Origin of the sequence: Burkholderia sp. AU31652 (assembly GCF_002223155.1) — a bacterium.
Classification (GTDB): Bacteria; Pseudomonadota; Gammaproteobacteria; order Burkholderiales; family Burkholderiaceae; genus Burkholderia.
This window is the reverse complement of record NZ_NKFG01000005.1, coordinates 2669758-2689095: the sequence shown is the minus strand read 5'-3', so window position 1 is coordinate 2689095 and position 19338 is coordinate 2669758. Positions and strand designations below refer to the sequence as shown.

Genomic DNA, 19338 nt, shown 5'->3' with positions numbered 1-19338 from the left:
AAGGCGTCGCCGCATGTGTCAACGGCGTTCGCCGGCGAGTGATTCGGCCGCGGGATGCGTTGCTTGCGCAAACAACGATCGGTGCGCTTTCATGCGTTCGCAACGACCCGCGCAGCGCCGCGGCGCGCACCTTTTCAACCATCTCTCCCGCACGCATTTCCCCAAACTTTTACGACATTTTTTCTTGCGAGGGCGGCTGGCGCGCTCATAGACTTCGGGCATCCCAACCACGGAGCAAGGCAATGTCGATACCCTGGAACGCGATCGCCGAACACATACCCGCCGCGCCGCCTTCCGTGCGCGCCGATCGGGTGATCGTGCGGCGTTTCGATCCGGCCTTCGACAGTTATGCACAACTCACGCCGATGCTGCATCGCGCGTTCGCGCGACTCGGTGCGATGGGACTCAACTGCACGTGCGTCGACCAGAGCGAGGACGTCACGCGCCGCCGCGCGGAAGCGGGCGAGTGCTACGTCGCCGTGTGCGGCGGGCGCGTGATCGGCACGGCCACGCTGTATGCGACCGATCCGTCGTCGGCGTGCTCGCTGTACCGGCGCGAAGGCGTCGCGAGCGTGCGGCAGGTGGCGGTGGACCCCGATTGCCAGAGCCGCGGGATCGGCGCGTTGCTGCTGTCGTTCGCCGAACAGTGGGCCGCGCTGCGCGGCTATACGCTGCTCGCACTCGATACGCCGCATCCCGCTTCGCACCTGCTCGCGTTCTACGGCGCGCAGGGTTTCGACGTCGTCGACGTGATGCGCTTCGACGGCAAGCGCTACGACAGCGCGATCCTCTGCAAGCGGCCCGTCGCGCAGGTGGCGCGCCGGGTGGCGCCGGCGTCGCGCATGGCCGCGCGCGTGGCGGCCGTGCGGCGTCTTGCGTATGCGTTGCCGTCGCGCGTGGTCGCCGTGGCCCGGCGCGGCCAGCACGTGCGCCGCGGCGCCGGCTGGGCGGCACGACGCGCGGCCGGTGCCGCGAGTTGCCGCTCGTCGCCGTGGCGTCCGCGTCAGCACGGGCGCTACACGTTCGGCTGAACGCCGCGCACCGGTTCGTTTTCCTGCTTTGCCGCGTAAGCGTCGGATGAGCGGAGTGTGGCGCTCCCGCTCGTGTACGGCCCTTGAGACACCCCCGCCGCGCCGCGGCGAAACGGACGTTTACGCGCTTTTTACACCCCGACGCGATCCTTTGCCGCGATCTTCACGCGAACCTTCATAAGATGGTTGCGTGGAAACGAAAGCCGCACGCGAGCATGCGCGAAGGCCGCCGGCTCGCCTGACCGATGCCGGATGTAGATGCGCGGGCGTGCCGGCAAAAGGAAACCGCCATGTCTCTCTCGCCCGTGACAGGTCCGCGCCCTGCGCAGCCCGGCCATCCGCGCACGGCCGTGCGCTCGATGTTCGATCCCGCGCTCGTGCGCCCGGCGATCGCCGATTCGTTCCGGAAACTCACGCCGCGCACGCAGTTCCGCAACCCGGTGATGTTCTGCGTGTACGTCGGCAGCATCCTGACCACGATCCTGTGGATCGCCGCCTTGTTCGGCCAGGCCGAAGCGCCCGCCGGCTTCATCGTCGCGATCGCGCTGTGGCTGTGGTTCACCGTGCTGTTCGCGAACTTCGCCGAAGCGCTCGCCGAAGGGCGTTCGAAGGCGCAGGCCGCATCGCTGCGCAGTGCGAAACACAACGTGGTCGCGAAAAAGCTCTCGGCGCCGCGTGCGAAGGCGGTCGTCGAAGTGATGGCATCGACCGACCTGCGCAAAGGCGACGTCGTGCTCGTCGAAAACGGCGACACGATCCCGGCCGACGGCGACGTGATCGAAGGCGTCGCGTCGGTCGACGAATCGGCGATCACCGGCGAATCCGCGCCGGTGATCCGCGAGGCGGGCGGCGATTTCTCGTCGGTGACGGGCGGCACGCGCGTGCTGTCCGACTGGATCGTCGTGCGTGTCGCCGTCAATCCGGGCGAGGCGTTCCTCGACCGGATGATCGCGATGGTCGAGGGTGCGAAGCGCAAGAAGACGCCGAACGAGATCGCGCTGACGATCCTGCTCGTTGCCTTGACGATCGTGATGCTGCTCGCCACCGCCACGTTGCTGCCGTTCTCGACGTTCGCGGTCGAGGCGATGAAGGCCGGCCATGTCGTGACGATCACCGCACTGGTTGCGCTGCTCGTGTGCCTGATCCCGACGACGATCGGTGGCCTCTTGTCCGCGATCGGCGTGGCCGGGATGAGCCGGATGATGCAGGCGAACGTGATCGCGACGTCGGGCCGCGCGGTGGAAGCCGCCGGCGACGTCGACGTGCTGCTGCTCGACAAGACCGGCACGATCACGCTCGGCAACCGCCAGGCGTCGGCGTTCGTGCCCGCGCCGTTCGTGACCGAGGAAGCGCTGGCCGATGCCGCGCAGCTGTCGTCGCTTGCCGACGAAACGCCGGAAGGCCGCAGCATCGTCGTGCTCGCGAAGCAGCGTTTCAACCTGCGCGAGCGCGACATGCAGGCACTGCACCCGGTGTTCCTGTCGTTCAGCGCGCAGACGCGGATGAGCGGCGTCGACCTCCCGGGCCGCGAGATCCGCAAAGGCGCCGCGGATGCGATCAAGCACTACGTCGAGTCCTACGGCGGCCGCGTCACCCGCGAAGTCGAGGCCGTCGTGACCGACATCGCGCGTCGCGGCAGCACGCCGCTCGCGGTGGCTGAGCGCGTCGACGGCGTTGCCCGCGTGCTCGGCGTGATCGAGCTGAAGGACATCGTGAAGGGCGGCATCAAGGAGCGCTTCGCGGAACTGCGCAAGATGGGCATCAAGACCGTGATGGTGACGGGCGACAACCGGCTGACGGCCGCGGCGATCGCGGCGGAAGCGGGCGTCGACGATTTCCTCGCGGAAGCGACGCCGGAAACCAAGCTCGCGACGATCCGCGAGCATCAGGCGGCGGGCCGTCTGGTTGCGATGACGGGCGACGGCACCAACGATGCACCGGCGCTCGCGCAGGCCGACGTCGCCGTGGCGATGAATACCGGCACGCAGGCGGCGAAGGAAGCCGGCAACATGGTTGACCTCGACTCGAACCCGACGAAGCTGATCGAGATCGTCGAGATCGGCAAGCAGATGCTGATGACGCGCGGGTCGCTGACGACGTTCTCGATCGCGAACGACGTCGCGAAGTATTTCGCGATCATCCCGGCCGCGTTCGCGACGACGTATCCGCAACTGCGCGTCCTCGATGTGATGCACCTCGCGTCGCCGGCGTCGGCGATCCTGTCGGCGGTGATCTTCAACGCACTGATCATCGTCGCGCTGATCCCGCTCGCGCTGAAGGGCGTGCGCTATCGCCCGCTCGGCGCCGCGCCGCTGCTGCGCAGGAACCTGTTGCTGTATGGACTCGGTGGCGTGCTGTTGCCGTTCCCGTTCATCAAGCTGATCGACGTGGTGCTGGTGGCATGCGGATGGGCCTGAGCATGGGCGCGCACAATGCACCGGACGAAGGTGCTGCCGCATGAGCGAACCGAGCGTCGTCATCGTGATCGTCGACGAAGACAGGTTCATCCGGCATTTCGTCCGTGTCGCGCTGAAGGCCGAGCACATGCACGTCTTCGAGGCCGCGACCGGAGCGGCGGGCGTGGCGGCCGTCGGCGCGCGACGTCCCGACCTGATCGTCGCGGACACGAACCTGCGCGACATCGGCGGCACCGACCTGATCCATGTGCTGCGTGCGTACTCGGCCGCGCCGCTGATCGTGCTGTCGGCACTGAGCGCGGAACGCGACAAGGTGGCGGCGCTCGACGCGGGCGCGGACGACTACCTGACCAAGCCGTTCGGCGCCGCCGAGTTGATCGCGCGGATTCGTGCGCACCTGCGGCGGCAAGCCGGCGGCGGGCGCATCGATGCGGCGTGCGTCCGCTTCGGCGACGTGACCGTCGATCTCGGCGGTCGCCAGGTGTTGCGCGGCGGGGCGCGCGTGCATCTGAGCCCGATCGAATTCCGGCTGCTGGCCGCGCTCGCGCATCACGCGGGCCGGCTACTGACGCACGACCGCCTGCTGAGTGAAGTATGGGGCGCGGCGCACGGCAAGGATGCGCACTACCTGCGCGTGTATGTCGGCCACCTGCGGCGCAAGCTGGAATGCGATCCGCGGCGGCCCGCGTACATCGTCACGGAGACGGGCGTCGGCTACCGGCTCGACGGTGCGCGGTAGCGACGCGCTCAGGGATTCGCGGCCGTCCGCAGCGCGTCGCTCGCCGCGCCGTTCGAACGGCGCAGCTGCGCATCGAATTGCTGCACGCGCAGCGCGACCCGCTGCGCATAGCGCTTCGTGCCGCCGTTGTAGCGCACGAGCGCGGTTTCGACGTCGCCATCCGCATCGTCGAGATAGCCGCGGAAGATCGCCGCGCCGATCCGCACGTTGGTAGCCGGATCGGAGAGATCCTTCACATGCGCGACGAGATCGCGATGGGCGGTGGGCATCACCTGCATCAACCCGCGCGCGCCGGCGACACTGACCGCGTGGCGATCGAAGCCCGACTCGACCGCGATGATCGCGAGCAGCAGTGCCGGAGCAAGCCCGTAGCGATCCGATTCGGTCTGCACCGCGCGCGCGATCGTGCGCGCGTCGGCGTACGCGAGGTGAAAGCGGTTGCGCAGCGCGGTGACGATCGTGTCGAGGGTCGGGGGAAGCGAGGGTTCGGTCGTGCTGGCTGCGCTGGCCGGCGCCGCTGGCGTGTCGTCGGCATGCGCGGGCAATGCGATCGACAGCGGCAGCACGATCGGGAAGAGCAGCAGAAGCCGCTTCAGCCGCAGGGCCGGGCGCACGCGCGTGCGTGGCAGCGGCCGGTCATACGATGGATAGGTTTCCTGCATGTCGTCGCATCGTGGTTCCGATGCGACGACTGTACGCAGTTATGCATTGCGACCGTCGAAAGAAACCGGCACGCGAGATAAACGGCGCGTAAAGACGGGTGGTGCGCATGACTGCGCGGCGTCACCCGTCGCGGCCGTGCGTATCGCCGCCACTTTTCGCGAGGCGCCACGCAATCGTGCCGAGCACGCCGACCGCGACGACCAGCGCGCCCCACAGCACATAGCGGCGCGGTGCATCCGGATCGGCGGCTGACGCCGGCGCGACTGCCGACACCGGCAGCACCGCGCCGACCCGCGCGGGCCGCACTTCGGGCGCCATGCCCACCAGCAATGCGTCGCGGCTCACGGCCGACGACACGAGCGACGCGTCGCCGACGCCGAGCGTAAACGGCGGCGTGCCGCGCGCGACGAACGTCAGCGCGGCCGGATGCCAGCCGATCGCGACGGCCGGCTGGCCGCCGCCGAATCCGCCATTGCGCATGTCGACGACGATCCGCCACGCGCGATCCGTATTCGCCGCGAATTCGAGCGGCGGATTGCGCTGTTCGCCGGCCTTGCCCTGCAGCCGGAACAGCACGGCGCCCGCGACGTCGCGCCACGGCGCCTGCGGGTCGGCGCGGCTCTGCAGCGTCGCGCGTGCGACGGTGTTCGGCTGCGGCAGGTCGATGCGCACGCGGTCGACCGGATACGCGCCGTCGGTGTCGAACAGATACTCGCCTGGCGTGGCGCCGGCCCGCATGCGCACGGCGTCGCGCCATTGGCGCGGCACGGATGCGGTGTCGGTCCCGCGTGCATCGCGTGGGTGCGTCTCGACGTCGATCGACGCGATCGCGGGTGCGCCGTCGAGCCAGTCGAGCCGCAGGTAGCGCGGCGCCGCGCCTTCGAGCGCGATGCGTTCCTGCACCAGCATCGCGTCGCCGTGGCCCACCTTCAGCAGTTGCGTGCTGCCGAGCGGCCGCCAACTGCGCAGGTCGTCGCTGGCTTCGACGGCGACACGCCCCTGGTAGCTGTCGTCGCTCACGTGCACGAGCAGCGCGTCGATCTCGCCGTCCGCATGCGACAGGTCGACGAGATCCGCGCCGTGCTTCGCGCGCACCGGTGCGGCGACGCCCGCGCGCAGCGCGCCGTCGGGGCCGACCGTCACGCCGAGCGGCGCATTGCCGTTGTCGGCGCGGGCAGGCGGCAGCGCAAACCAGTGCACGGGCGTGCGCTTCGGCGGGACGGCGGGCGCGGCCGCCGCGGGCGCGTCGAGCGAATACGGCACGGGCTCGCCCGCGCCGTTGAAGATGCGCACGTCACCGAGGTCGTCGCGCCGGCTCGCCGCGTAGACAGGCTGCGGCACGGTGAGCTGGTAATACGCGGCGGTGCCGTCGAGGTCGAGCGAGAAGCGCTGCGCGACGCGCCCGTCGGCCGCCGCGAACGACGCGAGCAGGCTCAGTCCGAGCAGGGCGGCGAGTCGTTTCATGGCGTGTCGTCCTGCTGCGCGGCGGCCTTCGGCGGCAGCGGCGAGAAATACCCGATCAACAGCAGCAGCACGCCGATGCCGATGAACGACACGATGCGCTCGATGCCGGTCACGTGCGACAGGTCGAACAGGAACAGCTTGACGACCGTGAGCGCGAGCAGCGCGGCGCCGACGAACCACAGCGGACGCAGCCCGCGGCGCGTGGCCCAGATCGTGATCGCGAGCGCGCAGAGCGTCCAGTACACGGACACCGATGCCTGCACGAGCGTCGATTCCGCCATCGCGCCGAGTTCGTACGGCACGCCGGCCCAGTGATGCAGCGTGCGCAGCAAGATCGCATTGAGCCACAGGAACGCGGTCGCGCCGGCCGCGCTCAGCAGCTCGACGCGATACTTGCCGAACGACCAGCCGAGCTTGCGTGCGCGCACGAACCACGACGCAGCGAGTGCGTAGACCACCGCGAGCACGAGGTCGAGCGGGTTGAAGAGCGGCACGCGCGCCCAGCTTCCGCCGTCCTGCGTGAAGTTTGCGTAGAAGGTCCACCCCCACATCACGACGATCAGCGGCAGCGACGCGAGCGCGCACACGCGGGCGATGCCGTCGCGACGCGTCAGCCACATCCCGGCGAACGCAAACAGGCTCCAGCCGACCATGAACACCTGCTGGATGCCGAACGACGACAGCACGGTGTCGATGTCGTAGGCCAGGTGGAAGCGCTGATGCAGCGTGCGCAGCATCAGTGCGTTGAACCACAGGAACACGGTGGCGATGGCCACGTAGTCGACGACGCGCGGATGCCACGCGATGCCGAGCGTCTTCAGCCGGCGCAGCCACACGGCGAATGCAATGAACACCAGGCACTGCGCGATGTCGAGCGGGTTGAGCAGCGGCAGCCAGAAGAGCGGCGCCGCGTTGCCGTCGCTGATCACGCTGGCAATGCTCCACAGCCACAGCAATGCCGCGAGCGGCGCCGCACCCCACACCTGGTACGCGCGCGGAAACGCCGCGACGGGCCAGCGCAGCCGCGAGCCGGGGCCCGACACCAGCAGGAGCAGCGCACCGAAACCGTAGGCCCACGTGCTCCAGCTCCACGCGCCTTCGGGCACGTACGCACGCAGGCGCCAGAAGCCTTCGAGCGACAGCAGCCCGCACACGGTCCAGAACATCAGCGTATGCAGCGGCGCGATGATGGCTGCGGAGAGAGATGGCGCGACGGCGCGCGCCGAGCCTGGCGCGGAATCGGCGCCTGCCGTGCCGCGCGACTGGCGCCACAGCAGCGCAAGGCCTGCGCCGACGGCGACGGGCCACGCGAACGCGCCCATCCCCGACAGCGGCGCTTCGTGCGCATCGAACACACGCAGCGCGAGCAGCGCCAGCACCGGCGTCAGCGCGAGCGCGGGCCATTCGGCGAGCGGCCACGCCAGCCGGCGGCGGGCGACGTGCGCGAGCCACGCGGTGCCGGCCGCGAACAGCGCGGTCGAATCGACGACGAAGCGGTCGGCATGCAGGTCGACGTGACGGCTCGCGTAGACGAGGATCTCGTGCAGGCCTCCGCTCACCCACCACAGCAATCCCCACGCGGCGGCCGCGGCGCCGATCTCGGGCATCCACGCATGCCACGCGCGGGCTTCGCCGCGCCCGTGCAGCCACCAGCCGGTGAACAGGCCGGCGAGCGCGATCAGCAGCATCGCGATATACGGGCTGTTGAGCACCGGCAACGCGGTGGCGTCGGCCGGCCCGAGCAGGCTCGTGAAGAACGCGCCGGCCGCGGCAACCTGCATCAGCAGCCCGAAGCCGAACCGCAGCATGCGCTTCTCGCGCACGCCGAGCCAGACGACGGCCGCGCCTTCGATCGCCCACGCGGCGCTGGTCGTCGGACCGGAGAACGCGAGCGGCACGGCCAGCGTCGCGAAGATCACCGCGAGCGCGAGCGTGGATTCGAACAGCAGCGCGAGGCGGTCGCGGCGCCGCGCGAGCCACGCGGTGACCACGACGTAGAACGCCGACAGCGCGACGGCGCTCCACGCGAGCCCGAACGGCATGTCCTTCACGAGCGACGCCTGCAGCGCGGTCGCGACGATCGGCGTGCCGAACACGAGCGTGCCGTCCACGTAGTGCCGCAGCGCGAGTTCGCGCTTCACCGCATACAGCAGCGCGATGCCGACGTACATCAGGAAGAACAGGATGAGGAACGGCTCGGTGCTCGCGAACAGCGCGGGGCGGTAGGCCGTCACGCCCCACGCGGAGCCGATCGTGAACGTGAAGACGAAGCCGAGCAGGTTCAGCGGACGCCAGGCCTTGAACCACGCGATCGCGAAGATGCCCGCGTTCAGCAGCGCGTAGTAGCTGAACAGCGCGACATGGTTGCCCTGGCCGGTCGACAGCAGCACCGGCGCGAGAAAGCCGCCCGCGGTGCCCATGAATGCGAGCGGCAGCGCGTTCTGCCGCACCGCGAGGAACGCGCTCAGCGCGCACACGGCCACCATCAGCGGGAACGCTGCGCCGACGGGCAGCAGCGCGTAAAGCTTGGTCGCGGCGAAGATCGTCAGGTACAGGATGCCGACGCCGCCGCCCTGCAGCACGAGCCCGTACGCCGAACGGCGCGCGCGCACGCGCCAGCCGATCGCGAGCAGCGCGGCCGCGGCGAGCGCGGTGCCGGCGAGGCGGAATTCGATCGGCAGCATGTGGTTGTCGGCCGCGTACTTGAGCAGGAACGCGACGCCGAAGAACAGCACGATGATCCCGACGCGCACGACCGTGTTGCCGCCGAGCAGCCAGTCGCGTGCGGCGCGGAATGCGCGCTCGACGAGGTCGGGCTCGCGCGGTTTGGGCGGCGCGGGAGGCGCCGACGGTGCGGGCGCCGGGGCGGCAGGCGTTTCGCTCGCGCGGATCGCGGCGGCCGGTGTCGGTGCCGGCGTGGCGGCGCGAACGAGGGTGGGAGCGGGGGCCGATGCGGACGCCGGTGCATCCGCGCGTGCGGCGGCCGGCTGGGCAGGCGGGCGCGGCGGCAGGGCGGCCGAAGGCGGGACGGGTGCGGATGGGGGGGCGGAGGCGGTGCCGGAGGGCGTGTGCACCGTCGCGCCGCTCGCGGCCGAGCCGGCTTTCGCACCGGCCAGCTGGCCGCGCAGCGATGCGACTTCGCGCGTCAGCGTCTCGACGGTTGCTTCGAGGCGCGCGACGCGCTCGGCCAGGGGAACCGGCGGCTGGGCGGGCGGTGCCTGCATCGCGAACGCATCGGGGGCCGTGCCTTTGTTCTTGCGCTTGCGCTGTTGCAGCGTGTTGTCGAGGCAGAACCCGATCGCGGCGCCGAGCACTGCGCCGGTAATGGCGGAGAAATCCCCGATCAATGCGGCAATCCCGCCCACGATGAAGCCGATTGCGGTAAAAGCCCAGTTCATCTCGCCTTGCTCCCTCTCTCGTATCGTTATCGGCCTGCGATCGGATGTTTGCCGGTCGAGGCGGTATCGGCATGGCCGGCAGGCGAACCGGCATGCGCTGCTGACCACGGCGGCCGCGTGATGGCCTGTGTCGCGGTCAGCCTGTTGGCGGGGAATGTATCACAGCGGCTGTCGGGGATTTTCCGGGTTGGCGCGGTATCGCGGCGTGCACCGTCCGGTGTCGCCGCGCGGCTTTTTGCACGGTCATGCTTTTTATCGGTGGAGACGATGCGCTTTCGTCTGAGCAGATCGACGCGTGATCGGACGTGAAATTGTCGTAAAGCGACGCGTGCCCGATGCGAATTGGCGCAACGCGCGACGCGATCCGCGCCGCGTTGCTGCGCACAAGTCCGACGCGCGACGCCCGCCGTTGCTGGCCGTGCGCGTATTGCGCCGCCGCAATCGGGGGCCGCCGCGTGCCGCGGCCCGCCCGGCGGGGCTGGCAGCCGTGTCGTATTTGCGCAAGCGTTTGTCGTAATTCGTCGGCAGGTCGGGGTTTTTTCTGGCAACTATGTAGGCACGCTAAGACAAGCGCGAGTCCCCGCTACACGAGGAGAAGGTTTCGATGGATGCCCCCAAGGTCGTGGTCGAAGGTCTGTGCAAGGTGTTTGGAAGCAACCCGCAGCAGGCGCTCGACATGCTCGCCGCCGGCGCGACGAAGGACGATGTGCTCAAGCGCACCGGCCAGGTCGTCGGCGTGCACAACGTCTCCTTCGATGTGCAGGAAGGCGAAATTTTCGTGCTGATGGGCCTGTCCGGCTCCGGCAAGTCCACGCTGATCCGCCTCGTGAACCGGCTGGTCGATCCCAGCGCCGGCAAGGTGATGATCGACGGGCTCGACGTCGCGTCGGCGCGTCGCTCGGCGCTGACCGCGCTGCGCCGCAAGGACATGAGCATGGTGTTCCAGTCGTTCGCGCTGATGCCGCACCGCACCGTGGTGTCGAATGCCGCGTTCGGACTCGAAGTCGGGGGCATGGGCAAGAAGGAGCGCGAGCGCCGCGCGATGGAAGTGCTCGAGCAGGTCGGCCTCGCCCCGTTCTCGCACAAGCTGCCGTCCGAGTTGTCGGGCGGGATGCAGCAGCGCGTCGGCCTCGCCCGCGCACTGGCCGTGAACCCGTCGCTGATGATCATGGACGAGGCGTTCTCCGCGCTCGATCCGCTCAAGCGCCGGGAAATGCAGGATGTGCTGCTGCAGCTGCAGAAGGAACAACGCCGCACGATCATGTTCGTGTCGCACGATCTGGAAGAAGCGCTGCGCATCGGCAACCGCATCGCGATCATGGAAGGTGGCCGGCTCGTTCAGGTCGGCACGCCGCAGGACATCATCGCGAACCCGGCCGACGATTACGTGCGCGCGTTCTTCGACGGCATCGACACCAGCCGCTACCTGACGGCCGGCGACCTGATGCAGACGGGCGCCGTGCCGATCGTGTCGAAGTGCGATGCCGCGAACGTCGCGGCGACGCTGAACGGCAGTGCCGACTATGCGTTCGTGCTCGATGCGCAACGCAAGATCCGCGGCTTCGTCACGCGCGACGCGATCGGCCAGGCGACGCCGTCCGTGAGCCCGATCGAATCCATCCGGCGCGACGCGTCGCTCGAACATGTCGTCGCGCGTGTGGTCGCGAGCCCGAATGCACTGCCGGTCGTCGACGACGACGGCTGCTACTGCGGCTCGGTCGATCGTGCGCTCATCCTGAAGGCCATCACGCGTTCGCGAGGTTCCCATGTCTGAAATGATTCCGCTCGGTACCTGGGTCGACCAGTCCGTTCACTACCTGCTCGACCACGACGCCAAGACGTTCGACACGATCGGCCAGGCGATCGAAGGGCTCGCGGCATTCGTCGAGCACGGCCTGCAGGCGATCCCGATGTGGCTGATGATGGCGATCTTCATCGGCGTCGGGCTGTGGCGGGTGGGCTGGCGCTTCGCGCTGTTCACGACGCTGTCGCTGCTGCTGATCTTCGCGACGGGCTTCTGGGACCAGACGGTCATCACGCTCGGCCTCACGCTGTCGTCGACGATCATCAGCCTCGTGCTCGGCATCCCGCTCGGCATCTGGGCCGCGAAGAGCAAGTGGGTCGCCGCGATCGTGCGCCCGATCCTCGACCTGATGCAGACGATGCCCGCGTTCGTCTACCTGATTCCGGCCGCGATGCTGTTCGGTCTCGGCCGCGTGCCGGGGATCCTGTCGACGGTGATCTTCGCGATGCCGCCGGCGGTGCGCCTGACGAGCCTCGGGATCCGCCACGTGAACCGCGAGATCGTCGAAGCCGGCCAGGCCTTCGGCTGCACGCCGTGGCAGCTGCTGTACAAGGTGCAGTTCCCGAATGCGCTGCCGTCGATCATGCAGGGCGTGAACCAGACGATCATGATGGCGCTGTCGATGGTGATCATCGCGTCGATGGTGGGTGCGGGCGGCCTGGGCAACGACGTGCTCGCCAGTATCCAGCGCCTCGACATCGGCCTCGGTTTCGAAAGCGGTCTGTCGGTCGTGCTGCTCGCGATCATTCTCGACCGCATCACCGAAAGCTTCGGCCGTGCGCCGGGCACCGTGAAGGCGCCGCTGTTCTCGGGCCTCAAGCAGCTGTTTCGCGTGAAGGCCGCGCCCGCGCAGGCCTGACCTCCGGCGGCCGGCATCCCCGGCCGCTCACCCTGAATGAATAACGGCTTCCGCGGTTTCCGCCGCGGGGCTGGCCCCCTGCAACCTCCTCGCCAGGAGACCGATGTGACGTCCGCCGTCGCTGTCGCGCCCGCAGCCTGCGTTTCACCGGTTTCATCGCTCGCCCATTTCGGCTTCCTGACGCTGCCGAACTTTTCGATGATCGCGTTCTCGAGCGCCGTCGAAGTGCTTCGGATGGCGAACTACGTCGGGCGCGCCGATCACTATCAGTGGTCGATCTATTCGCTCGACGGCAGTCCGGTTCACGCCAGCAACGGCATCGCGGTACGGCCCACGCAGGCGCTCGACTACACGAACCTGCCCGACGTGATGATCGTGTGCGGCGGCATCCGCATCCGCGACGTGGTCGACGAAGGCGCGCGCGATACGCTCGCGGCGCTCGCCGAACGCGGTCTGCCGCTCGGCGGCATCTGCACGGGCGCGTATGCGCTGATGTCGAGCGGGCTGCTCGACGGCTATCGCTGCACGGTGCACTGGGAGAACCTGTCCTCGCTGCATGCCGAGTTTCCGCAAGTGGGTTTTGCGGACGAACTGTTCGTCGTCGACCGCGACCGGCTGACCTGCACCGGCGGCACCGCGCCGCTCGACCTGATGCTGAACCTCGTCGGGATGCGCTTCGGCCAGCAGCTGGCCGCGCAGGTATCCGAGCAGTTCATCCTGGAGCGCATCCGCAGCTCGACGGACACGCAGCCGATTCCGGTCGATGCGCGCGTCGGCTTCTCGCGCGCGGAGCTGATCGAGGTCGTGCGGCTGATGGAGGCGAACATCGAGGAGCCGCTGTCGCTCGAGGAGCTCGCGCGGCTCGTGCGGCTGTCGCAGCGGCACCTGCAGCGCATGTTCAAGGTGTACCTGAACGTGTCGCCGACCCACTATTACCTGACGCTGCGCCTGAAGCGCGCACGCGACCTGCTGCGCACGACCGACGCGTCGATCGCACGCGTGACGACGGTCTGCGGCTTTCATTCACCCTGCCATTTCAGCAAGGCCTACCGTGCGCAGTTCGGCCACGCGCCGAGCTACGAGCGCCGGTTGCCGGGGCGCTGACCAACCTAATGGTCCGCGACGCCGCCGGGATCGCGGCGCGCGGCTTCAATAAACGATCCCGCATTCAAGCAAACGACATCACTTTGAGGAGAAGCAAGATGAAGCGCCTATTGATCGCAGCGGTGTGCGGGATCGGGATAACCGCGCCGATGTCGGCCGTGTATGCGGCCGATCCGCCCGTGTGCAAGAACGTGCGCTTCGCGGACGTCGGCTGGTCCGACATCGCGGCGACCACGGGCCTCGCATCGACGATGCTGCAGGGGCTCGGCTACAGCCCGACGAAGACGATCGCGTCGGTGCCGATCACGTTCGCCGGCATCAAGAGCAAGCAGATCGACGTGTTCCTCGGCTACTGGTCGCCGACGATGGACCCGATCATCCAGCCGTTCACGAAGGCCGGCCAGATCAAGGTGCTGTCGACGCCGAACCTGACCGGCGCGAAATACACGCTCGCGGTGCCCGACTACGTGTACCAGGGCGGCCTGAAGTCGTTCGCGGATATTCAGAAGTACGCGGACAAGCTGAACGGCAAGATCTACGGGATCGAACCGGGCAACGACGGCAACCTGCTGATCAAGAAGATGATCGACGGCAACAAGTTCGGCCTCGGCAAGTTCAAGATGGTCGAGTCGAGCGAGGCCGGGATGCTGGTCGAGGTGAATCGCGCGATCCGCGACAAGCAGTGGATCGTGTTCCTCGGCTGGGAACCGCATCCGATGAACGTGCAGATGAAGATCGACTACCTGAGCGGCGGCGACGACGTGTTCGGCCCGAACTACGGCGAAGCGAAGGTGCTGACGGCGACGCCGCCCGACTACTCGCAGCGCTGCCCGAACGTCGCGAAGTTCGTGTCGAACCTGCAGTTCACGACGTCGATCGAGAACCACGTGATGATGCCGATCATGAACAAGGAAGACCCGAACAAGGCGGCGGCCGAGTGGCTGAAGGCGAACCCGCAGGCGCTCGACAAGTGGCTCGCCGGCGTGACGACGCTCGACGGCAAGCCGGGCCTGCCGGCGGTGAAGGCCTATCTCGGCGTGCATTGAGCGAGGTGTGTTGGCCTTTTCCACCTGAGCCTACGGTTTGACGGTGGCCCTGCGCCCCCGAACGACAGAGTTGTTATCTGGGTTCGGGGGTTTTTTGTATGCTTGCCAAGCGCCGTGTTCGAGCGACTTGGCATTTGAATGATAGAAATATAAGAAAAATTAGTTATACGAATTTCGAACTTGTATTATTGAAAACCCTTTCGTAATCGCGTATTTTGGTGTTGGTTAATCGCACCAATTTCACGAAGGGGAATCAGGATGCCGCATACGCAGAAATTGCCCGCGCATTTGTTTGCCGTTGTCGACTCGCATCTCGAGAGCAACTGGCGCGGTGACGCTACCAATAGAGAATGGACGGTCGCGGAGCTTGCCGTCACACGCGGCGCGCGGGGGGATGGCGCATGATCCGCTATTTTCTTGCTCAAGGTGATCGAGGTGGCAGCGCGACAATCACGGAAGGCCTGCCGACCGTCACGTGTTCCAATCCGCCCCCGCGCGTGCATATCGCGACACTGGATATGCAGACCTACTGCACGGCGTGCGGACGGAAGGGCTTTATTGCTCCGAAAGGGCCGCGGTGGCCGGGAACAGGGCCGAACGGCAAACCTTGGGCGCTGAGCGGCGACGTCAACGTCTGTGGTTGCAATCCACCGCCGGTGTTCTATGCCCAGCGCGGCATGATGATGCGATTTACGGCCGAACAAGCGGCGGCGTTGACCGGGCAGATCCGAAACCACACGGATTCTGAACGGATAACCGACGCTGAGCATGGTGAGCAGTATGTCTTGTGCGATGAGCAGAGCGGTCGACCGCTCGCGCGTGTTCGGTACCGCATATACACGGCATCAGGTCAGATCGTCAGTGGCGTCACGGATTCCGAGGGAAATACCCAACGAGTAACAACGCGTCACGCCGAGAAACTTAGGCTCGAGGTCGTGGAGGGCAATAGCGATGTCCTGTAACGAATACGTTTGCGTCCACGATTCCGCGGTGACGAACACCACACCGGGCTCGAAGTTGAAAGTTTTTCTTACGCTCAACGGCCCGCCAATCTGCCCGGCCATGACCGACGCAGAATTTAGAAAGCTGATGATGCAACTTCGTGATGAAGGAGCCGATCTGGTGAAGGAGCGGCTCGATAGATTGGCCGAATGGGCACCTGAGGAACGTAGGCGTGTCTGGACGTGGTTTGGCGCGAATGACCACGAGATTCGTCATAGTCTTATCACTGGATTGACGGCTACTCTTGCCGTCATGCGATCACTTGGCCCTGGGAATTTTCTGAGGGCCCATCCCGATCTGGATCGATCTCTTGGATGCTTGCCGACCAACAAGAACGTCGGCACTGTAGCGCACGTATGTGGTCCCGACACTGAAACACACACAATAAGCATCCACGAGGAATTTTGTACGATTCGCGACCGAAGCCGTGCGGCTACCTCGAAGTTGTCGACTATTATCCACGAGTGTACTCACTTCGAGGATACGTTTGGGGCGAGCGATCCAAAGTACGGAATCACGCGATTTCTCCCTGAGTGGGGGCAAAGCAACCCGGAGATGGCGATAAAGAATGCAGACAGTATTTCGGCATATGTTATCTGGCTGGATTAGCGCCGCAGTCTTACTCTTTGTGGGGGCAAACTCGTATGCTTGTGTTGGGTCGGAGAATTTGCCGGGGCAAAATTTTGACCTGATGTTTGAGCAGAACTCTGCAACGGTGAGCGAAGAGCAGGCGAAGAAGCTGGAAGACTGGGTATCGAAAATGTTGTCGCAGTTTCCGATTCGCGAAGGCGTAGCGGTGAGCGGCGTAGCCGAGCCAGTGGAAACCGGTCCCGAAGAGCTGTCTGCCAGACGCGCCGAGTCCGCCCGGCAGTTGTTGGTGCATCTCGGGCTGAAACAGGAGCGATACGCTGTTCATAGTTACGTTTATAAGCGCATGAGCGTTCAGGACGATGAAAATGCGAAACGCGCTGAGATAACATTGCTCCCTGGCTGCCCCGACAACTGTTGCGTCAATCAGTAATGCGCCTCGTGACGCCGATCGGAGTGTATCCCGGCCGTCGTCTTGCAATAGCAGCAGCGTCACTCACGACCCCTTCGTCGTCGCCGGCACGTCGAACACCCGATCGAACGCCCACTGGAACACGAACGCGTAGCAGAAGAAGAACGCGAACAGCCCGATGTCGACGACGAACGCGTCGAGCCACGAGATGTCGAGCCACCCCGCCACGACCGGCACCAGGATGAAGATCAGCCCGCCTTCGAATCCGGTGGCATGCAGGATCCGCCGCCCGAGCGTGCGTGTCGGCTGGCGACGCGACGCTTCCCAGCGCTCGAACAGCGCGTTGAAGATCATGTTCCACAGCATCGCGATCGCCGACATCGTTGCCGACAGCGCGCCCGAATAGACGAGGTCCTGCTTGAAGATCGCCGCGATCACGGGCGAGATGCAGGAAATCGCGATTGCTTCGTAGAGCACCGCCTGCGTGATCCTGCGCGGTAGGCCTTGCACGTTGTTGCTCCGGTGGGACGTCACTCGCCGCGGCACCGTACCGCGACGTCCCGCAAGGCTATCCGCGTTGCACGCCCGCTTCAATTCACCTAATCTCACCCGGATTCAATTGAATTCAACCCGGCCCGATCCGGCCCGCGAGGCCCCGTGTTCTCGAAAATCCCCCTGACTGCATTGCGTGTATTCGAGTCGTCGGCACGGCTCGGCGCATTCAAGGCCGCCGCGGACGAACTGTCCGTGACGCCGGCCGCCGTGTCGCACCAGATCAAGTCGCTCGAAAGCCGGCTCGGCGTGCTGCTGTTCGAGCGCGGTGCGAGCGGCGTGCGGCTCACGGACGAAGGCGAACGCCTGTTTCACGCGAGTCACGATGCACTGCTTGCGTTGAGCCGCGGGCTCGACGCGGTGCGGCCCGAGGCGGCCGGCGAGCGCACGCTCGTGCTGACCACCACGCCCGCGTTTGCCGCGATGTGGCTGATTCCGCGCCTTGGCCGGTTTCGTCAGGTCGATCCGCAACTGCACATCAAGGTTGAAACCGGCAACACGCTTGCGGATCTCGAACGCGATGCGCGGATCGATCTCGCGATTCGCGCGACGTCGCGCACGTTTCCGGCGCTGCACGAGATTGCGCTGATCGACGAGTATTTTGGCGCGTATGCGGCCGTCGGGTTCGACGCGCATCGCACGGACGAGCCGCTCGACCTGATCGAGACCGTGTGGGATACGCCGCTGCCGGTGTCGGTCGACTGGGCGTCGTGGTGTCGCGCGGCCGGCCGCGATGCGTGGCTCGAGCGCGCGGTGTTCCGTCACTACGACGACGAGCATTACGCGTTGCAGGCGGTGCTGCACGGGCAGGGCATCGCGTTGCTCAGTTCAGTTCTGGCTGCCGAGCATGTCGCGCATGGGGCGCTGACGCCGATCGAGCCGGCGGTGCGGATCGAGGGCGCGCGTTTTGTCGCGCTGTGCCGGCCCGGGCGGGAGCGCGAGCCGCAGGTCAGGTCGTTTCTCGACTGGCTCGAGGCGGAAATTGCGCAGACGCGGGAGGCGGTGGGGCGGATGGGGGCGGGCGTTGAGCGGTAAAGCGGGCCGTGCAGGCCCGATGCGAACCGACCCGCCCGCACACCTACCATCACCCGAACCTGACGCAATAAACCGGTGGCAAATGCGCAGACACCAGTTGCCAGTTTTCGCCGCCGTCGCCGGACGTCCATAACCCGCCGGTGGTCGATCCCATTGCGAGGTGCGTGCCCGTGTCATCGATCGCGAGCCCGTGCCGATACACGAGGTCGTACGCCGGCGCACTCGGCAGCCCGTTCGAGAATTGCTCGAAACTGCGCCCGCCGTCGCGCGTGCGCGTGACGACGAACCGGCCGTTCACCGGAATCCGGCACGCGTCCTTCACGGCCGGCACGAACCACGCGGTGTCCGGCTCATGCGGGTGCACGGCTACCGCGAAGCCGAAGCTCGAAGGCTGCGCCTCGATGCGCCGCCAGTGCTCGGCGCCGTCGGTCGAGCGGAAGATCGCGCAGTGATGCTGCGTCCACAGCACGTCCGGGTTGGCCGCGCACTGCACGACGCGGTGCGGGTCCTGCGCGTTGGGCTCACCGCGCCGCTCGGGCGGCATGTAATCGGCTTCCATGCCGTCGGCGGTCACGCGCCACGTTGCGCCGCCGTCGGCTGTCTGCCAGACGCCGCCGCACGAGATGCCGACCATCACGTGCCGGCTGTCGCGCGGATCGACCATCACCGAATGGATGCCCGGCGCATCGTATCCGCCGCCGCCCCATTCGGCGCGCTCCGGGCGATCCCACAGTGCCCGGTTGAGCACCCAGGAACTGCCGCCGTCGTCGGAGCGGAACAGGCCGCCGGGAATCGTGCCGGCCCACAGGACGCCCGGCTCGTCGGCGCCGCCGGCTTCGAGCGACCAGATCTGCTGGAGCGTCCATGGCGGTTGCGGCGGGCCGGGTGGCGCGTCGTCGTCGCCGGTGCCGGCATTCACGCTGGCGCTGGCGGGTGGGGCGTCGGCGGGCTGTGGCGGATAGACGGGAACCGCGCATTCCTCCCAGTCGGCGGCGCCTGCGCGCTGGCGGTGCAGCTTGACGCCGAAATGGCCGAGGTTCAGCGCGGCGTACAGCGTGCCGTCGCGCGGGTCGGCGAGCGCCATGCTGACCGGCTCGCCGGCGAAGTGCGGCTCACCGAGCGTCCAGCCGCCGTGGCCGTCGGCCTGCAGGACGAACAGGCCCTTGCGGGTGGCAACGAGCAGTCGATCGTTCATTTGCGATGCCTCCGGATGCCCGGCTTGAC

At 67.1% G+C, this 19338-nt stretch carries 15 protein-coding genes and 1 pseudogene; 11 read left to right on the top strand and 5 right to left on the bottom strand.

The features are described from left to right. Nucleotides 1–242 precede the first annotated feature (242 nt). From CFB40_RS29610 to CFB40_RS29600, 3 genes are all read left to right on the top strand, one after another. Nucleotides 243–1031 carry a GNAT family N-acetyltransferase gene (locus CFB40_RS29610; protein WP_089426752.1) on the top strand — a complete coding sequence of 263 codons (789 nt, stop codon included), beginning with the start codon at nt 243–245 and terminating at the stop codon, nt 1029–1031. A 359-nt stretch (nt 1032–1390) separates the two neighbouring features. After that, entirely contained in the window at nt 1391–3448 is a 2058-nt protein-coding gene (gene kdpB / locus CFB40_RS29605) for a potassium-transporting ATPase subunit KdpB (protein WP_089433180.1), read from the top strand. A 40-nt stretch (nt 3449–3488) separates the two neighbouring features. Then, nucleotides 3489–4187, top strand: coding sequence for a winged helix-turn-helix domain-containing protein (locus CFB40_RS29600; RefSeq protein ID WP_089433179.1), 699 nt, complete (start codon nt 3489–3491; stop codon nt 4185–4187). An 8-nt stretch (nt 4188–4195) separates the two neighbouring features. Here the strand turns inward: CFB40_RS29600 and CFB40_RS29595 are convergent, their stop codons facing one another. The 3 genes from CFB40_RS29595 to CFB40_RS29585 all read right to left on the bottom strand — a co-directional run bounded on the left by CFB40_RS29595 (nt 4196) and on the right by CFB40_RS29585 (nt 9712). Beyond that, nucleotides 4196–4849 carry a lytic transglycosylase domain-containing protein gene (locus tag CFB40_RS29595; protein WP_089433178.1) on the bottom strand — a complete coding sequence of 218 codons (654 nt, stop codon included), beginning with the start codon at nt 4847–4849 and terminating at the stop codon, nt 4196–4198. 121 nt (nt 4850–4970) lie between these two features. Continuing rightward, entirely contained in the window at nt 4971–6314 is a 1344-nt protein-coding gene (locus CFB40_RS29590; protein WP_089433177.1) for a DUF3999 domain-containing protein, read from the bottom strand. Next, nucleotides 6311–9712 carry a DUF2339 domain-containing protein gene (locus CFB40_RS29585; RefSeq protein ID WP_089433176.1) on the bottom strand — a complete coding sequence of 1134 codons (3402 nt, stop codon included), beginning with the start codon at nt 9710–9712 and terminating at the stop codon, nt 6311–6313. Before CFB40_RS29585 ends, CFB40_RS29590 begins: the two co-directional genes overlap by 4 nt. Before the next feature lie 485 nt (nt 9713–10197). Here CFB40_RS29585 and CFB40_RS29575 point away from each other — a divergent pair. The 7 genes and pseudogenes from CFB40_RS29575 to CFB40_RS29545 form a co-directional block, all read left to right on the top strand. Further along, a pseudogene (locus CFB40_RS29575) lies at nt 10198–11486 on the top strand (quaternary amine ABC transporter ATP-binding protein); the annotation flags it as partial. Continuing rightward, complete coding sequence (gene choW, locus CFB40_RS29570; RefSeq protein ID WP_046549695.1) at nt 11479–12375, top strand: choline ABC transporter permease subunit; 897 nt, start codon at nt 11479–11481, stop codon at nt 12373–12375. The pseudogene CFB40_RS29575 and the gene choW, both read left to right, overlap by 8 nt. Nucleotides 12376–12480: 105 nt before the next feature. Next, the gene (locus CFB40_RS29565; RefSeq protein ID WP_089433175.1) at nt 12481–13479 is read left to right on the top strand and encodes a GlxA family transcriptional regulator; all 999 of its coding nucleotides are present in this window, start codon (nt 12481–12483) and stop codon (nt 13477–13479) included. A 98-nt stretch (nt 13480–13577) separates the two neighbouring features. Beyond that, nucleotides 13578–14525, top strand: coding sequence for a choline ABC transporter substrate-binding protein (locus tag CFB40_RS29560; protein WP_089426758.1), 948 nt, complete (start codon nt 13578–13580; stop codon nt 14523–14525). 401 nt (nt 14526–14926) lie between these two features. Then, nucleotides 14927–15487 carry a hypothetical protein gene (locus CFB40_RS29555; protein WP_089433174.1) on the top strand — a complete coding sequence of 187 codons (561 nt, stop codon included), beginning with the start codon at nt 14927–14929 and terminating at the stop codon, nt 15485–15487. 28 nt (nt 15488–15515) lie between these two features. Next, nucleotides 15516–16136: a M35 family metallo-endopeptidase gene (locus tag CFB40_RS29550; protein WP_256976920.1), complete on the top strand. Its 621-nt coding sequence runs from the start codon at nt 15516–15518 to the stop codon at nt 16134–16136. After that, nucleotides 16096–16548, top strand: a complete 453-nt coding sequence (locus tag CFB40_RS29545) for an OmpA family protein (protein ID WP_089433172.1) — start codon at nt 16096–16098, stop codon at nt 16546–16548. Before CFB40_RS29550 ends, CFB40_RS29545 begins: the two co-directional genes overlap by 41 nt. Before the next feature lie 63 nt (nt 16549–16611). Here the strand turns inward: CFB40_RS29545 and CFB40_RS29540 are convergent, their stop codons facing one another. Next, the gene (locus tag CFB40_RS29540; RefSeq protein WP_089433351.1) at nt 16612–17037 is read right to left on the bottom strand and encodes a PACE efflux transporter; all 426 of its coding nucleotides are present in this window, start codon (nt 17035–17037) and stop codon (nt 16612–16614) included. A gap of 147 nt (nt 17038–17184) precedes the next feature. On the opposite strand from CFB40_RS29540, the gene CFB40_RS29535 reads away from it, so the two are divergent. Further along, the gene (locus CFB40_RS29535; RefSeq protein ID WP_089433171.1) at nt 17185–18114 is read left to right on the top strand and encodes a LysR substrate-binding domain-containing protein; all 930 of its coding nucleotides are present in this window, start codon (nt 17185–17187) and stop codon (nt 18112–18114) included. 49 nt (nt 18115–18163) lie between these two features. Here CFB40_RS29535 and CFB40_RS29530 read toward each other — a convergent pair whose 3' ends face one another. After that, entirely contained in the window at nt 18164–19309 is a 1146-nt protein-coding gene (locus CFB40_RS29530; protein ID WP_089433170.1) for a WD40/YVTN/BNR-like repeat-containing protein, read from the bottom strand. Nucleotides 19310–19338: the final 29 nt, after the last annotated feature.

Coding starts and splice junctions, on each gene's coding strand:
- CFB40_RS29530 (WP_089433170.1), bottom strand. CDS start 19,309: ATGAACGATCGACTGCTCGTTGCCACCCGCAAGGGCCTGTTCGTCCTG.
- kdpB (WP_089433180.1), top strand. CDS start 1,391: ATGTTCGATCCCGCGCTCGTGCGCCCGGCGATCGCCGATTCGTTCCGG.
- CFB40_RS29545 (WP_089433172.1), top strand. CDS start 16,096: ATGCAGACAGTATTTCGGCATATGTTATCTGGCTGGATTAGCGCCGCA.
- CFB40_RS29595 (WP_089433178.1), bottom strand. CDS start 4,849: ATGCAGGAAACCTATCCATCGTATGACCGGCCGCTGCCACGCACGCGC.
- CFB40_RS29585 (WP_089433176.1), bottom strand. CDS start 9,712: ATGAACTGGGCTTTTACCGCAATCGGCTTCATCGTGGGCGGGATTGCC.
- CFB40_RS29600 (WP_089433179.1), top strand. CDS start 3,489: ATGAGCGAACCGAGCGTCGTCATCGTGATCGTCGACGAAGACAGGTTC.
- CFB40_RS29555 (WP_089433174.1), top strand. CDS start 14,927: ATGATCCGCTATTTTCTTGCTCAAGGTGATCGAGGTGGCAGCGCGACA.
- CFB40_RS29610 (WP_089426752.1), top strand. CDS start 243: ATGTCGATACCCTGGAACGCGATCGCCGAACACATACCCGCCGCGCCG.
- CFB40_RS29590 (WP_089433177.1), bottom strand. CDS start 6,314: ATGAAACGACTCGCCGCCCTGCTCGGACTGAGCCTGCTCGCGTCGTTC.
- CFB40_RS29560 (WP_089426758.1), top strand. CDS start 13,578: ATGAAGCGCCTATTGATCGCAGCGGTGTGCGGGATCGGGATAACCGCG.
- choW (WP_046549695.1), top strand. CDS start 11,479: ATGTCTGAAATGATTCCGCTCGGTACCTGGGTCGACCAGTCCGTTCAC.